We start from the raw sequence: 15162 nt of genomic DNA on the forward strand, positions 1-15162 counted from the left end.
GCGCCGCGCGATCCCGCTGATAATCTGAGTGCGTGTCCGACTCCGAAACGCTCAACGCACAGGCCAACGATCCGTCCTTCGACGACGTCTGGGATGAGCTGGTGTGGCGCGGGCTCATCCAGGTCTCCACGGATGAAGCAGCGCTCAAACAGCTCCTCGCCGGCGAGCCGGTCACCTATTACTGCGGCTTCGACCCCACCGCGGCGAGCCTGCACCTCGGCAACCTGGTGCAGCTCCTCACCATGCGCAGGCTGCAGCTCGCCGGCCACAAGCCGCTCGGCCTCGTCGGCGGCTCCACCGGCCTGATCGGCGACCCCCGGCCGAGCGCCGAGCGCACCCTAAACACCAAGGAGACGGTCTCCACCTGGGTCGGCTACCTGCAGGGCCAGGTCTCGCGCTTCCTCAGCTCCGATGGTGACAACGCGGTGCGCCTCGTCAACAACCTGGACTGGACGGCTCCGCTGTCGGCCATCGACTTCCTCCGCGACATCGGCAAGCACTTCCGCGTCGGAACCATGCTCAAGAAGGACGCGGTCGCCGCGCGCCTCAACTCGGACGAGGGCATCAGCTACACCGAGTTCAGCTACCAGATCCTGCAGGGGATGGACTTCCTGGAGCTGTACCGCGCATACGGCTGCGTGCTGCAGACGGGCGGGAGCGACCAGTGGGGCAACCTCACCAGCGGAACCGACCTGGTGCGCCGCGTCGAGCACGTCTCCGTGCACGCCATCGGAACCCCGCTCATCACCAACAGCGACGGCACTAAGTTCGGCAAGAGCGAGGGCAACGCCATCTGGCTGGATGCGACGCTCACCAGCCCGTACGCCATGTACCAGTTCTGGGTGAACACCGACGACGCGGACGTGATCGACCGCCTCAAGGTGTTCACGTTCCTCACCAGGGCCGAGATCGAGCGCCTTGAACAGGCCGTCGCCGACGAGCCGTTCAAGCGCGAGGCGCAGCGCAGGCTCGCCTACGAGGTCACCAGCCTGGTGCACGGCGCGGAGGCGACGGATGCGGCGATCGCCGCCGCCCAGGCGCTGTTCGGCCAGGGCGAGCTCACGGCACTGGATGCGTCGACGCTCGAAGCCGCGCTGCGCGAACTGCCGAACACCACCACGGCTCCGACCGCGACCATCACCCAGTCGCTGGTCGACACCGGCCTCACGTCGAGCCTCGGCGAGGCGCGTCGTGCCATCGCACAGGGCGGCGTCTACGTGAACAACACCAAGGTGGACGACGGCGACGCCGCGGTGGGCGAGCTGGTGCTCCCCGGCGGCCTCATCGTGCTCCGCCGCGGCAAGAAGACGCTTGCAGGACTGTTCGTGGAGTAGTCAGGCGCCGGGGGCGGTGGCGGCCGATGCCGCTGCCGCCCCTGTCGGCGTGTGCTCACGGCCCCAGGTCGCGAAGGTGCCGTTCAGCTCGTACTCGCCGATGCTGCGTTCGCGCTGCCTCGCCGGGTTGTGCGACGCGAGCGTGCGCGCGTTGCGCCAGTGCCTGTCGAGTCCGTAGCCGAGGCCGACGGCGCTCGCCCCTCCCACCTCGAACAGCTCCGTGGTCGCGTCGAGGACGATCCTCGGCAGGATCTGCTGCACCCGGAAGACGCCGAGTGCCGCCTCCCGGTATGCCGCGCTCTTGTCCTCGCGCGTACGCAGCGTGTCGAGCTCGCGCGCGGCGGAGAGCACCAGTCTGCTCGCCGCATCCGCTGCGCTGCTGACCCGGCCGACGACCTGCTGCACGAGCGCATCGTGGCGGGGGAGCGCTTCGCCGGCGAAGCCGAAGATGCGTCGCCGGGGACGCACGAAGGCGACGGTGTCGCGGAGCGCCGCGGCAGCGATGCCCGCCTGCACGGCGAGCAGCGTGAGCTGGAAGACCGCGGCGACGTACTCGCCTGCGCCGTCGTCCTCGTCGCTCCAGGAGATCACATCGGCCGTCTCGATCGGCACGGACGTGAAGACCGTCGTGCCGCTGCCGGTGAGCGGCTGGCCGAAGCCGTCCCAATCGTCCACGGACGACACACCGGGATGCGACGCGTCGGCGACCACGTTCACCCTGTCGTCCCCGAGCCGGGCGGTGAGGAGGATCCAGTCGGAGTAGATGCTGCCGGTGGTGTAGTACTTGGTGCCGGACAGCCGCAGCCCGTCGGCGGTCGGCTCGACCACGGCAGCCACCTCCGCCGTGTCGCTGCGCTCCGACTGGGCATTCCCGACGAGGATCCCGGAGGCGGAGCGCGCCAGCCACGCATCCGCCCACGCTCGGTTGCCGTCGATGACGAGCCCGTCGACGAAGCCGATGTGACCGCGGAACACGTGGGCGAGGTTCGGGTCGATGGCCGCGAGGTGGATGAGGCGTTCGAACAGGTCCTCCAGCGAGCCGCCGAGGCCGCCGTGCTCGACCGGGACGCGCAGCGCGCCGAATCCGGCGCCGAGCAGTCTGCGCACCGGCTCGTGCAGCAGGACGCGGTCGCGCTCGCGCTCTCTGGTCGTGTCGGTGAGCTCGGCGGAGAGCTCGTCGATCGCCAGATCGAGCCCGTCGAATCGGCGGGAGAAGCGGACGCTGGGCGGGGCGGAGAGGGTCGTAGATGCAGCCATGGTCGGCGAGGTTACGCACGCTGCGCGCCGCCCGTCACCCTCCGTCGTCACGGAGCGTAAGGAACGTCACATTCCGCAATCTGGCTCGTTCGTGGCTCCTGCCCGCCGCGATAGTCGTCGCTCGAACCCCTCCCTGAAAGGACGACCGATGGCATCATCGCCCCTCGATACTCTCGGCGCACGAGCGCTGAGCCGACGCAACTTCCTGGCGGCCACCGCCATCGGAATCGCGAGCGCGACGATCCTCGCAGGCTGCGCAGCAGACGGAACGCCCGTCGCCGCCACCGGCACGCGCGGCGGGACGCTGACCTACCTCGACCCGGAGATCCCGACCTCTGCGCAGGTGCAGGAGTCCGGGACCTGGCAGACCAGGGACCTCATCCAGAACCTGGCCGACCGGCTGATCAACCGCAACCCGAAGACGTTCGAGCTGGAGCCGTGGATCGCGGAGAGCTGGACGACCTCACCGGACGGACACGACTACACGTTCGTGATCCGAGAGGGCGTCACGTACTCGGACGGCACGCCGCTCGACGTCGCCAGCGTCAAGAAGAACCTGGAGTGGCAGGTGAACGGCGACAGCGCGAACGGCATCTCGGCGAACAGCCAGTTCCCGCGCGCCATCTCGGTCACCACCGATGTCGTCAAGCGCGAGGTGCACGTTCACCTGGACACCCCGTATGCGCCGTTCCTCAACGTGCTGACATCGTGGAGCTCCGGTCTCGTCGCCAACGCGACCATCGACGCATCCCACGACCAGCAGGTGAAGTACACCAAGCTCATCGGCAGCGGTCCGTTCCGGGTGTCGTCGGAGACCTACGGCAAGCAGTACGTGCTCGAACGCCGTGCCGACTACGCCTGGGCTCCGGCGAGCGCCAAGAACCAGGGCGAGTCGAAGCTCGACAAGATCGTCTGGATCCCGACCGAGGACGACGCGGTGCGGCTCGGCGCCGTGAAATCCGGTCAGGCCGGGATCCTGCGCTACGTCGAGCCGAAGGACGAGATCGCTCTCGCCAAGCAGAAGTTCACGATCGTCGCCAAGACGGGTGTCGGTCTGTCGAACCAGTGGTTCCTGCGCACGACGACCCCGCCGCTCGACGACATCCGCGTGCGGCAGGCGCTCTCGCACGCCATCGACCGCGAGCAGATCCTGAAGGACATCTACACCAGCAGCTGGACAGCCGCCACCAGTGTCCTCTCGCCGCACACCTTCGGCTACAAGGACGTCTCGGATGCGTTCGCCTACGACGCGAGCGCGGCGGAGAAGCTGCTCAGCGAAGCGGGCTGGACGGGCAAGGACTCGGCAGGCTACCGCACCAAGAACGGCACGAGGCTGCACCTCAAGACGTACATCGACGTGTACGACAACACCGGCAACGCGCTGTTCCAGGCCGTGCAGTCCCAGTTCAAGCAGCTCGGCATCGAGCTGGAGCTGAACAAGCTCGACTACTCGAGCTACTGGGCCAAGGCGTTCGCGGACAAGGAGGTCGGCTTCCTGCGGGTCGGCTGGCCGCATCCGGACCCCACCGTCGGCCTGGTCGAGTACTACAGCAAGGCAGGGTCGGACCTGCTCGGGCTGAAGGGCTCGGACGCCACCCTGGAGAAGCTGCTCGCCGACCAGCTCACGGCCGTCGACGACGCCCAGCGATCGAGCCTCCTGCAGCAGACGCAGGACTACCTGGTCACGGAGAAGGCGTACGTGATCCCCATCCTGAACGACAGCCAGGTGTTCGTCGTCCGGCCGGGCATCACCGGGTTCGAACTGTCGGACGGGGCGCTTCCGCTGTTCTCGAACGTGAGCGTGCCGAGCTGATCATGCCGTCGTTCGGATACGTTCTCCGACGGGTCGGGCAGTCCCTCGTCGTGATCTTCATCGTGTACGCGATCACGTTCATCGCGCTGTTCGTGCTGCCGGGTGATCCGATCGACAACAAGATCAACAATCCGGTGAGCCCGCTGCCGCAGTCGACCGCGGACGGCCTGCGGGCGTACTACAACACCGACAAGCCGGCGATCGTGCAGTTCTTCCTGTCGCTCACCCGGCTGGCGCGCGGCGACCTCGGGTTCTCGCTCACCAACGGCAAGTCGGTCGCAGACCTGATCGGGCAGGCGCTCGGCCAGACGCTGCCGCTCGCCGCCCTCGCTCTGCTGTTCACGGTGGTGCTGTCTCTCGCCATCGCCCTGGCGGCGACGTTCGCGCCGTGGAAGCCGGTGCGGGATGCGGCGCGCGCCGTGCCCGTGCTGTCCATCTCATCGCCGAGCTTCCTCGTCGGCTACGTGCTGATCGTCGTGTTCTCGTTCCAGCTCGGCTGGGTGTCGTCGATCACCGATCAGGGATTCGTCTCGCTCGTCCTCCCCGCGATCACGCTGGCGTTCGCGTCGAGCGGCGCGCTCAGCCAGGTGCTCATCCAGGGCCTGGGGGATGCGGCGAGCCAGCCGTTCGTGACCGTGCTGACCGCGAAGGGGGTGTCGCAGGGCGGGATCGTCCTCCGGCACGTCCTGAAGAACGGGGCCATCCCGTCGATCACGCTGCTCGCGCTGATCGTCGGAGACGTGCTCGCGGGCTCGGTGATCGTGGAGACGGTGTTCAATCGCACCGGCCTCGGCTACTTCACGTACACGAGCGTGCGCGATCAGGACACCCCCACCATCGAGGCGATCGTGCTCATCGTCTCGGCGGTGTACCTGTCGATCAACCTGATCACCGACCTCGTCTACCCTGCGCTCGACCCGCGGATCACGCAGGGCGGCGCCGGCGGTTCTGATCGAGCGGGCGGCTCCGGCGCGGAGCGTCGCAGGGCGCAGAAGAAGACGGAGGTGCCGGCATGACCGCGGAAGCGACGCTCAGGCAGGAACAGGGTGCCCGGAACACGGACCGTCGGGGCCAGGGCGACGGGAGCGGACGGCGCGCGGCGATCGCGGCGAGTCTCGCCGGGCTCGCGCGCCGCCTCGGCTGGGTCGACTGGATCGCCGTCGCCCTTTTGCTCCTGCTGCTCGCCGCGCTGGTCGCGCCGGGACTGCTCGCCCACGACGACCCGCTCACGGGCGACCAGGCGAACGTGCTCGCCGCCCCGAGTGCGCAGCACTGGCTCGGTACGGACTACCTCGGCCGCGATCTGTGGTCGCGCATCGTGTTCGGCACGGGCAGGACCCTCCTCGGCTCGGCGGTCGCGGTGATCGTCGGGCTCGGCGTCGGCACGCTGCTCGGACTGATCGCGGCATCGGCCGGGGGATTCACGGACGCGGTGATCAGCCGCATCGTCGACGCGCTGCTGTCCATCCCCGGGCTGCTGCTGGCGATGGTGGTGGTGGTCTCGCTCGGCTTCGGCAGCCTGAACGCCGCCATCGCGGTCGGAGTCTCCTCCGTCGCCACCTTCACCAGGGTGATGCGGTCGCAGGTGCTGACAGTGAAGAACCTGCCGTTCGTCGAGGCGTCCGGCCACATCGGCGGCCGGCCGGGCTATGTGCTCTGGCGGCACGTGTTCCCCAACTCGTTCTCCGCCGTGCTCTCGCTCGCGGCGCTGCAGTTCGGCACGGCCATCCTGTGGATCTCCGCGCTCAGTTTCCTCGGCTACGGCGCCCCACCGCCCGAGCCGGAGTGGGGTCTGCTCGTCTCGGAGGGACGCCAGTACATCACCTCGTCCCCGTGGCTCGTGGTGTTCCCCAGCATCGCCATCGCACTGACCGTGTGGGCGATCAACCAGCTCAGCAACACCGCGAGGAACGGACGGAACCGTGACTGAACACGACGCAGCACCCCTGCTCCAGGTCACCGACCTGCGCATCGCATACCGGAGCGGCCGCGCGGAGACCGAGGTCGTCCACGGCGTCGGCTTCGACCTCGCCCGCGGCGAGACCCTGGCCCTCGTCGGCCAGTCCGGCTCTGGAAAGACCACCATCGCCCGCGCCGTCTCCGGCCTCCTGCCCGACGCGGGACGGGTCACAGCGGGGCGCGTCGTGCTGGACGGCACGGACGTCACCGCGTTCCGTCCGAAGGATTGGCGACCGCTGCGAGGCACCACGATCGGCTACGTGCCACAGGACCCGCTCAGCTCGCTCGACCCCCTGCAGCGCATCGGCGGCCAGCTCGCGGAGGCGATCAGGGTCGGTAGGCACGGCATCGCCCGCGCCGAGGTCAGGACGCGGGCGGTCGACCTGCTCGACCGCGTCGGCATCCCGAACCCGGAGGAACGTCTCTCGTCGTACCCGCACGAGCTGTCAGGCGGCCAGTTGCAGCGCGTCCTGATCGCCATCGCCATCGCGGCCGATCCCGCCTTCCTGATCGCGGACGAGCCGACCAGTGCGCTCGACGTCACGGTGCAGAAGCGCATCCTCGACCTCATCGACGAGCTCCGCGCCGAGCGCGGCCTCGGTGTGCTCTTCATCACGCACGACCTGGCGCTCGCCTCGGAGCGCAGCGACCATGTCGCCGTGCTGAACGGCGGCGACCTGCTGGAACACCGCAGGGTGGAGCACCTGCTGACCGGGGCGCAGCACGAGTACACCCAGCGGCTGTTCTCCGATGTGCCGGCCGCGACGCCAGGCAAGTACACGCACCTGCGGCTGGTCGGCAGGGACGAGCAGCCACCCGTCGTCAGCCTGCGCGAGCTCGGCAAAGTGTTCCCTTCCCGTTCGGCGAAGGGCGACGGGGTCACGGCGCTCGACGGGGTGACGCTCGATGTCGCAGCAGGAGCCGTGCACGCGATCGTGGGGGAGTCCGGCTCCGGCAAGACGACGCTCGCGCGGATCGTCGCCGGGATCACGCCGTACACCTCCGGCACGGTCACGGTGCACGGCCACGAACGGCCCAGGGAGGCGTCCGCCTTCAACGAGCGGCCGGAGGACCTGCTCCTCGTCTACCAGAACGCGCTCGCCGCTGTGGACCCGCGGTTCACGGTCGAGCAGATCATCGCCGAACCGCTCAGGATCGGCGGGAAAGGGAACGGTGGCTCGTCCCGCGCGCGGCGCTCCAGGGTCATCGACGCCCTCGACTCCGTCGCGCTACCGCAGACCGTTCTCGGCCGCAGGGCGAGCGAGCTGTCCGGCGGCCAGCGGCAGCGCGTCGCCCTCGCCCGCAGCCTCGTGGTGGCCCCGCGCATCCTGGTGCTGGACGAACCGACATCGGCGCTTGACGTGACGGTGCAGTCGCAGATCATCGACCTGCTGTTCGACCTCAGGACGGCGCACGATCTCACCTACCTCTTCATCTCGCACGACCTCGGCCTGGTGGAGCAGATCGCCGACCACGTCTCCGTGCTCAGCCGCGGCGTACTGGTCGAGTCAGGGCCGGCCGGGGACCTGCTGGCGAACCCGCAGCACCCGTACACGCAGGAGCTGCTGGCGGCCGTGCCGGGGAGGGAGCTCTTCGAACGGAGCACAGTCGCGTACCGTTGACGGCATGGAAGCGACAGACAGGGGTGAGGACGGGCTCGTCTCCCGCCTCACCGTGATCGAGGAGCAGGCGCTCGACGCGCGGGCGGAAGCGTACGCGCAGGTGCACGACGAACTGCGCGAACAGCTCGAGGGCGGCGACGTGCAGCGTGGCTGAATCCCGGCTGGATGTTGCACTCGCCGCCCGAGGTCTCGCCCGCTCGCGCACGCACGCGGCGACGGTCATCTCCGAAGGTCTGGTGACGGTGGACGGCGTTCCTGTGACGCGTGCATCGCACAAGGTGAGAGACGAGCAGGTCGTCGAGGTCGCCGGCGCCGACCACTACGTGAGCCGTGGCGCCCACAAGCTCGTCGGGGCACTGGATGCGTTCGGCATCGACGTCGCAGGACGGGTCGCGCTGGACGCCGGCGCATCCACGGGCGGGTTCAGCCAGGTGCTGCTGGAGCGCGGTGCCGCCAGGGTGATCGCCGTCGATGTCGGCCACGGCCAGCTCTCCCCGCTGATCGCGGGCGACGAGCGACTGGCGTCGTTCGAGGGCGTCAACGTGCGCACGCTCACCGCGAGCAGCCTCGCCGGGTTGCTCGGCGAGGACGTGCGGCCGGACCTCGTGGTCGGCGACCTCTCGTTCATCTCCCTGACGCAGGTGCTCCCCGCTCTCGCAGAGACGGCGGCGGACGGCGCCGACTTCGTGCTGCTGGTCAAGCCGCAGTTCGAGGTGGGACGCACGGGCATCAAAGAGGGGATCGTGCGCGACGCCGGACTCCGCTCCGACGCCGTGACCGGCGTGCTCTGGGCCGCGCACGACCTCGGACTCGGCACGAAGGGCTTCGTCGCTTCGCCGATCGCCGGCAGCCAGGGCAACCGCGAGTACCTGGTCTGGCTGAGCGCGTCAGGGACCAACCCGACCGAGTGGCTGGCCGAGGTGCAGTCGGCATCGACGCACTGACCGGCCGGCTCGATCGGCACGGCTCTCCACAGCCTGAGAGCTTTCCCCAACCTGTCGCGCGCTCACACAGACGTGCGGAAAACCGACAGAATGGGAAGACCGGATTCCACCACCAGAACGGAGCGTGACGCCAATGGATGCACCCGCCAGGTACATCCTCGTCGTCGCGCACACCGGTCGCCAAGATTCCCTCGAAGCAGGAGTGCAGGTCTGCACTCAGCTCATCGCGGCTGGTGTCGTGCCCGTGCTCAGCGAGGACGAACGGCGCGACGTGCTGGCCGCCAACCCGAGCTTCGACGACGTGGCCGTGCTCGGCGTCGACGTGCAGCCGAACGAGCTGGAGCTCGTCATCGTGCTGGGCGGCGACGGCACCATCCTGCGCGCGGCAGAGCTGATCAGGGGATGCTCCGCTCCGCTGCTCGGCATCAATCTCGGCCACGTCGGTTTCCTCGCCGAGAGCGAGCGGGACGACCTGGCCCTCGCCGTCGCCCGTGGACTGGCCAAGGACTACGAGGTCGAGGAGCGCATGACGCTCTCCGCGCGGGTCAAGCTCGGCAAGGAAGTCGTCTACGAGAGCTGGGCGCTCAACGAGGCGACGGTCGAGAAGGCGAGCCGCGAGCGGATGCTCGAAGTGGTGATCGAGGTGGACGGCCGTCCGATGTCGAGCTTCGGCTGCGACGGCGTCGTGATGTCGACGCCGACCGGATCGACGGCATACTCCTTCTCCGCAGGCGGTCCCGTGGTCTGGCCTGGCGTCGCCGCTCTGCTGCTCGTGCCGCTCAGCGCGCACGCCCTGTTCGCGCGCCCCCTGGTGGTCGACGCAGACTCGTCGCTCGCCGTCGAGCTGCTCGACCGAACCGGTGGCGCTGGCATCCTCTGGTGCGATGGCCGCCGCGCGTTCGACCTTCCGCCCGGCGCGCGCGTCGTGGTGCGCAGGTCGCCCATCCCTGTGCGCCTCGCCCGCCTGCATCCCGGTCCGTTCACCGACCGGCTCGTGCACAAGTTCAACCTTCCCGTCACCGGATGGAGGGGACCGGCCGACCGTGACTGAGAACCGTGGTGGGATCGAGGAGATCTCGATCAAAGACCTGGGAGTGATCGCCGACGCCTCCCTGCCGCTCGGCCCCGGATTCACGGCGATCACCGGTGAGACGGGCGCAGGCAAGACGATGGTCGTCTCCGCGCTCGGGCTGCTGCTCGGGGAGCGCGCCGACACCGGAGCCGTGCGGCTCGGCAGCGCGCAGGCCTGGGTGGAGGGCCGCTGGCGCATAGCGGAGTCGAGCGACGTGGTCGAGCGGGTGCGCGACGCAGGGGGAGACGTCGACCCCCTCGGCGGCGGAGGTGCTGAGCTGGTGCTCACGCGCTCCGTGTCGGCGGAGGGGCGATCGCGCGCGGTCGTCGGCGGACGCAGCGCCCCGGTGAGCGTGCTCACCGAGCTCGGCGGGCAACTCGTCGTGGTGCACGGTCAGTCCGATCAGATCCGGCTGCGGTCGGCCGTCGCCCAGCGGGAGGCCCTCGACCGGTTCGCCGGGCCGGACTTCGCCGCCGCCGTCGAGGCGTACGCGCAGGTCTTCCACCGCTGGCGCGACAACCGCTCGGAGCTCGACGAGCTGGTGGCCGACCAGGACAGGCGTGCCAGGGAAGCGGAGGATCTGCGCATCGCGATGGCGGAGATCGAGGCCGTCGCTCCTCAGCCAGGCGAGGACGACGAACTGGCCGAGCGCGCAGAACGTCTGTCGAACCTCGAAGAGCTGCGCCTGGCGGCGGCCAGCGCCCGGGAACTGCTCTCGGCCGAGGAGTCGGAGGGCGCGGACGCCCTCGGCCTCCTCGACAGCGCGAGGCGGCACTTGGAGCGCGTCTCCGAGCACGACCACGCGCTCGGCACGGTGGCGGAGGCCGTCGCGAACGCCAACTACCTGATCTCCGATGTCGCCGCCCAGCTCTCCACCTACCTCGCGACGCTCGACACGGACGGCGCACGCGAGCTCGAACTGGTGCAGGACAGGCGCGCAGAGCTCGCCACCCTCGTGCGCAAGTACGGCCCGACGCTCGACGATGTGATCGGCGCGCTCGACTCCGGCAGCTCCCGGCTGCTCGAACTCGACGGCGACTCCGACAGGATCGAGGAGCTGCGCGCGGAGGTCGAGGCGGACGCCGCGCTCGCCACCGAACTCGCAGAGGGGCTGAGCGCACAGCGGCGGTCGGCGGCCGAGCGGCTGAGCACGGCCGTCTCCGACGAGCTGACCGCCCTCGCGATGGCGGATGCGCGCGTCGTGGTCGAGGTCATCCAGCGCGAGGAGTTCACGGCGGCAGGACGCGACCAGGTGTCGATCCTGCTCCAGCCGCACTCCGGCGCAGAGCCACGGCCGCTCGGCAAGGGCGCGTCCGGGGGAGAGCTCTCCAGGGTGATGCTCGCGATCGAGGTCGTCATCGCGGGAACCGACCCCGTTCCCACCTTCATCTTCGACGAGATCGACGCGGGCGTCGGCGGCGCCGCCGCCATCGAGATCGGCCGCAGGCTCGCCAAACTCGCGGAGAGCTCGCAGGTGATCGTCGTGACGCACCTCGCGCAGGTCGCCGCGTTCGCGGGCAACCACCTCACGGTGGTGAAGGGCAGCGACGGCTCTGTGACCGCATCCAGTGTGCGGCAGCTGGGCGGAGACGAGCGGATCGCCGAGATGGCCAGGCTGCTCTCCGGCCTGCCGGACTCGGAGAGCGGGCTGGCGCACGCGCGCGAGTTGGTGGAGATGGCCGGGTCCGCAGGGTGATAGGATAAAAGCCCGTGGTGGATAAATCAGACGCGGGCATTTCGAACGGCATTACCAAGCACATTTTCGTGACGGGTGGTGTCGTTTCTTCGTTGGGCAAGGGTCTTACAGCGGCCAGCCTCGGCAACCTTCTCACTGCTCGCGGCCTCCGTGTCGTGATGCAGAAACTCGATCCGTACCTCAACGTCGACCCTGGAACGATGAACCCGTTCCAGCACGGCGAGGTCTTCGTCACGGATGACGGCGCTGAGACGGACCTCGACATCGGTCACTACGAGCGCTTCCTCGACATCAACCTCGGCCAGTCGGCCAACGTGACGACGGGGCAGATCTACTCGAACGTCATCGCCAAGGAGCGCAGGGGCGAGTACCTCGGTGACACGGTGCAGGTCATCCCGCACATCACCGACGAGATCAAGCGCAGGATGCGCCTGCAGGCCCAGCCTGGGCCGGACGGCGAGCCGGCGCCGGACGTCATCATCACCGAGATCGGCGGAACGGTCGGAGACATCGAGTCGCAGCCGTTCATCGAGTCGGCCAGGCAGGTGCGCCACGAGCTCGGCCGCAAGAACTGCTTCTTCGTCCACGTCTCGCTCGTGCCGTTCATGAACGCCTCCGGCGAGCAGAAGACCAAGCCGACCCAGCACTCCGTCGCCGCCCTGCGCTCCATCGGCATCCAGCCGGACGCGCTGGTGCTCCGCAGCGACCGCCCGGTCTCCGAGTCCAACAAGCGCAAGATCGCGCTGATGTGCGACGTGGACGAGTCCGCCGTGGTCAACGCGGTCGACGTTCCGAGCATCTACGACATCCCCACGATGCTGCACGACCAGGGCCTCGACGCATACATCATCGACCAGCTCGGCCTCGACAAGGCGGACGACGTCAACTGGGACGGCTGGAGCGAACTGCTCGACGCCGTGCACGACCCCAAGCACGAGGTCACGATCGGCCTGGTCGGCAAGTACATCGACCTTCCGGATGCGTACCTCTCGGTCACCGAGGCGCTGCGCGCCGGCGGTTTCGCGCACAACACCAAGGTGCACCTCAAATGGATCGCCTCGGACGAGTGCCAGACCCCGGAGGGCGCGGCAGCCCAGCTCGCCGACGTCGACGCGATCTGCGTGCCTGGCGGCTTCGGCGTCCGCGGCATCGAGGGCAAGCTCGGCGCGCTGCGGCTCGCCCGTGAGAACGGCATCCCCGCCCTCGGCCTGTGCCTCGGGCTCCAGTGCATGGTGATCGAGTACGCCCGCAACGAGGCCGGTCTCGCGGGAGCGTCGTCGTCGGAGTTCGACCCGGACACCGAGTTCCCGGTCATCGCCACGATGGCGGAGCAGGTGGAGATCATCGCGGGCGGCGACCTCGGCGGCACCATGCGACTCGGCCTCTACCCTGCGCTCCTCGCAGAGGGCTCGATCGTGTCCGAGCTCTACGGCGCCCCCGAGGCGTCCGAGCGCCACCGCCACCGCTACGAGGTGAACAACAACTACCGCGAGCAGATCGCGGACGCAGGGCTCTGGTTCTCCGGAACATCGCCGGACGGCCACCTGGTCGAGTACGTCGAGCTGCCTCGCGACGTGCACCCGTTCTATGTCGGCACCCAGGCGCACCCAGAGCTGCGGTCGCGCCCGAACCGCGCGCACCCGCTGTTCCGCGGGCTCGTCGGCGCCGCCCTCGACCGGCAGAAGGCCAGCATGCTGTTCGAAGTGGCCGCGGACGCCTGATGGCGGCCGAGGCGCAGTCTGCAGAGGTCCCGTCGACGGACGAGCTCACCGACGACCCGTTCTCTCCCGAGATCGTGTCGTCGGAGACGGTGTTCACCGGCCGCGTCTGGGACGTGCGCCACGAGACGTTCCGCTACAACGGCGATGTGATCGGCCGTGACTTCGTGGACCACACCGGCGCGGTCGCCGTGCTCGCGCTGGACGACGAGGACAGGGTGCTGCTGATCAAGCAGTACCGGCATCCCGTGCGGTATCGCGACTGGGAGATCCCAGCCGGACTGCTCGACGTACGCGGAGAGCGTCCCCTGGATGCGGCCAAGCGCGAGCTGGCGGAGGAAGCAGACGTCGAGGCCGACGAGTGGAACGTGCTGTCCGAGTTCTACACGAGCCCAGGAGGCAGCGACGAGGCGATCAGGATCTACCTCGCCCGCGGGCTGCGACCCACCGCAACGGCGTTCGACCGTTTCGACGAGGAGGCGGACATCGAGGTGCGCTGGGTGCCGCTCGACGACGCAGTGGATGCGGTGCTCGACCGGCGCATCCAGAACCCGTCGCTGACCATCGGCGTGCTGGCGGCGCAGCTCGGCAGGCAGAGCGGCTGGGCGAAGCTCGGCGCGGCGGACCTGCCGTGGCCGCGGCACCCGAAGCTCGGCGCATGACGGTCGAGACGGTCGCGGATTCGTACCTGCGGCACGTCTCGATCGAGCGCGGCCTGTCGGCGAACACGGTCGCAGCGTACCGCCGCGACCTCGGCGTGTACGCGGAGTGGCTGACCTCCCGCGACGTTACGGACCCCGCGGACATCACCACACCGATGATCTCCGAGTTCACCGTGCACCTCGGCTCGCGTGCCGAGTCGCCCCTGACCTCGTCGTCGCTCGCCAGGATGCTCTCCACGGTGCGCGGCTTCCACCGCTTCCTGCTCGACGAGGGGGTGGTCGAGGTGGATGTCGCACACGAGGTGAAGCCGCCGAAGCTCGCCAGCCGCCTGCCGAAGGCGATCAGTGTCGACCAGGTGTCCGCCCTGCTCGCGGCGACGGACGGCGACGACATCGCGGCGCTGCGCGACAAGGCGCTGCTCGAACTGCTCTACGCGACGGGCGCACGCGTCAGCGAGGCGGTGAACCTCAACGTGGACGACGTGATCGACGACGACATCGTGCGTCTCACCGGCAAGGGAAGCAAGCAGCGCATCGTCCCGCTCGGCAGCTACGCCAGGGCGGCCATCGACACCTACCTGGTGCGTGCGCGCCCTGCGCTCTCGCTGAAGGGCAGGGCGACCCCTGCACTGTTCCTCGGGATGCGCGGGGCCAGGCTGTCGCGCCAGAATGCATGGCTGATCATCCGGGCAGCGGCCGAGCGCGCCCAGCTCGGCGTCGAGGTCTCTCCGCACACGCTGCGGCACTCCTTCGCCACGCACCTGCTCGCGGGCGGCGCGGACGTGAGGGTCGTGCAGGAACTGCTCGGCCACTCGTCGGTCGCGACCACGCAGATCTACACGCTCGTCACCGCCGACACCCTGCGCGACGTGTACACGTCCGCGCATCCGCGTGCCCGCTGACCGCACGAGTCGTGCGAAACGCGCGGTCCCGACGCGCTGTACCGCACGTTCTGCACGAACCGAGAGGCTGCTGACAGCGGCGGTGCGCCCCGCGACATGGGGGTTGCGTCGGTAGGATGGGCAACTGACGTAAGTCAGCGACAAAAGGGACGAGGAACACGCAGGTGACGCGCAACGACGAGG

General features: G+C 69.2%; 13 protein-coding genes. 12 read left to right on the plus strand and 1 reads right to left on the minus strand.

The window, feature by feature from the left end; genetic code table 11:
- The first annotated feature begins 32 nt into the window (after nucleotides 1–32).
- Nucleotides 33–1334, plus strand: a complete 1302-nt coding sequence (tyrS, locus tag ASE16_RS04665; RefSeq protein WP_055891137.1) for a tyrosine--tRNA ligase — start codon at nucleotides 33–35, stop codon at nucleotides 1332–1334.
- Here the strand turns inward: tyrS and ASE16_RS04670 are convergent, their stop codons facing one another.
- A complete protein-coding gene (locus ASE16_RS04670; RefSeq protein WP_055891140.1) occupies nucleotides 1335–2591 on the minus strand; it encodes an acyl-CoA dehydrogenase family protein in 1257 nt (418 codons plus the stop codon).
- Between the two features lie 148 nt (nucleotides 2592–2739).
- On the opposite strand from ASE16_RS04670, the gene ASE16_RS04675 reads away from it, so the two are divergent.
- The 11 genes from ASE16_RS04675 (at nucleotide 2740) to xerD (ending at nucleotide 14979) form a co-directional block, all read left to right on the plus strand.
- Nucleotides 2740–4404, plus strand: a complete 1665-nt coding sequence (locus tag ASE16_RS04675) for an ABC transporter substrate-binding protein (protein ID WP_055891144.1) — start codon at nucleotides 2740–2742, stop codon at nucleotides 4402–4404.
- Between the two features lie 2 nt (nucleotides 4405–4406).
- Nucleotides 4407–5420 (plus strand): ABC transporter permease, encoded by a 1014-nt coding sequence (locus ASE16_RS04680; RefSeq protein ID WP_082581231.1) that lies wholly within the window; start codon nucleotides 4407–4409, stop codon nucleotides 5418–5420.
- A complete protein-coding gene (locus tag ASE16_RS04685; RefSeq protein ID WP_082581232.1) occupies nucleotides 5417–6334 on the plus strand; it encodes an ABC transporter permease in 918 nt (305 codons plus the stop codon). Before ASE16_RS04680 ends, ASE16_RS04685 begins: the two co-directional genes overlap by 4 nt.
- Nucleotides 6327–7985, plus strand: a complete 1659-nt coding sequence (locus tag ASE16_RS04690; protein WP_055891149.1) for an ATP-binding cassette domain-containing protein — start codon at nucleotides 6327–6329, stop codon at nucleotides 7983–7985. Before ASE16_RS04685 ends, ASE16_RS04690 begins: the two co-directional genes overlap by 8 nt.
- A gap of 4 nt (nucleotides 7986–7989) precedes the next feature.
- On the plus strand, nucleotides 7990–8139 hold the full coding sequence (locus tag ASE16_RS19955; protein WP_200949547.1) for a hypothetical protein: 150 nt from the start codon (nucleotides 7990–7992) through the stop codon (nucleotides 8137–8139).
- Entirely contained in the window at nucleotides 8132–8929 is a 798-nt protein-coding gene (locus ASE16_RS04695; RefSeq protein ID WP_055891155.1) for a TlyA family RNA methyltransferase, read from the plus strand. The genes ASE16_RS19955 and ASE16_RS04695 overlap by 8 nt, the downstream gene beginning before the upstream one ends.
- 133 nt (nucleotides 8930–9062) lie before the next feature.
- Entirely contained in the window at nucleotides 9063–9980 is a 918-nt protein-coding gene (locus ASE16_RS20060) for an NAD kinase (protein WP_055891158.1), read from the plus strand.
- Nucleotides 9973–11697, plus strand: coding sequence for a DNA repair protein RecN (recN, locus tag ASE16_RS04705; protein WP_055891161.1), 1725 nt, complete (start codon nucleotides 9973–9975; stop codon nucleotides 11695–11697). The genes ASE16_RS20060 and recN overlap by 8 nt, the downstream gene beginning before the upstream one ends.
- Nucleotides 11698–11711: 14 nt before the next feature.
- Entirely contained in the window at nucleotides 11712–13418 is a 1707-nt protein-coding gene (locus ASE16_RS04710; protein WP_082581233.1) for a CTP synthase, read from the plus strand.
- Nucleotides 13418–14077, plus strand: coding sequence for an NUDIX domain-containing protein (locus ASE16_RS04715; RefSeq protein WP_055891164.1), 660 nt, complete (start codon nucleotides 13418–13420; stop codon nucleotides 14075–14077). The genes ASE16_RS04710 and ASE16_RS04715 overlap by 1 nt, the downstream gene beginning before the upstream one ends.
- On the plus strand, nucleotides 14074–14979 hold the full coding sequence (gene xerD, locus ASE16_RS04720; RefSeq protein WP_055891167.1) for a site-specific tyrosine recombinase XerD: 906 nt from the start codon (nucleotides 14074–14076) through the stop codon (nucleotides 14977–14979). The genes ASE16_RS04715 and xerD overlap by 4 nt, the downstream gene beginning before the upstream one ends.
- Nucleotides 14980–15162 lie beyond the last annotated feature (183 nt).

The sequence above is a fragment of the Leifsonia sp. Root227 genome (genome assembly GCF_001428745.1).
GTDB lineage: Bacteria > Actinomycetota > Actinomycetes > Actinomycetales > Microbacteriaceae > Leifsonia.

Bases quoted from the DNA above. Each gene is read 5' to 3' on its own strand.
- ASE16_RS04685 (WP_082581232.1), top strand. From the start codon at position 5,417: ATGACCGCGGAAGCGACGCTCAGGCAGGAACAGGGTGCCCGGAACACG.
- ASE16_RS04715 (WP_055891164.1), top strand. From the start codon at position 13,418: ATGGCGGCCGAGGCGCAGTCTGCAGAGGTCCCGTCGACGGACGAGCTC.
- ASE16_RS04675 (WP_055891144.1), top strand. From the start codon at position 2,740: ATGGCATCATCGCCCCTCGATACTCTCGGCGCACGAGCGCTGAGCCGA.
- ASE16_RS04670 (WP_055891140.1), bottom strand. From the start codon at position 2,591: ATGGCTGCATCTACGACCCTCTCCGCCCCGCCCAGCGTCCGCTTCTCC.
- ASE16_RS04680 (WP_082581231.1), top strand. From the start codon at position 4,407: ATGCCGTCGTTCGGATACGTTCTCCGACGGGTCGGGCAGTCCCTCGTC.
- ASE16_RS20060 (WP_055891158.1), top strand. From the start codon at position 9,063: ATGGATGCACCCGCCAGGTACATCCTCGTCGTCGCGCACACCGGTCGC.
- ASE16_RS19955 (WP_200949547.1), top strand. From the start codon at position 7,990: ATGGAAGCGACAGACAGGGGTGAGGACGGGCTCGTCTCCCGCCTCACC.
- xerD (WP_055891167.1), top strand. From the start codon at position 14,074: ATGACGGTCGAGACGGTCGCGGATTCGTACCTGCGGCACGTCTCGATC.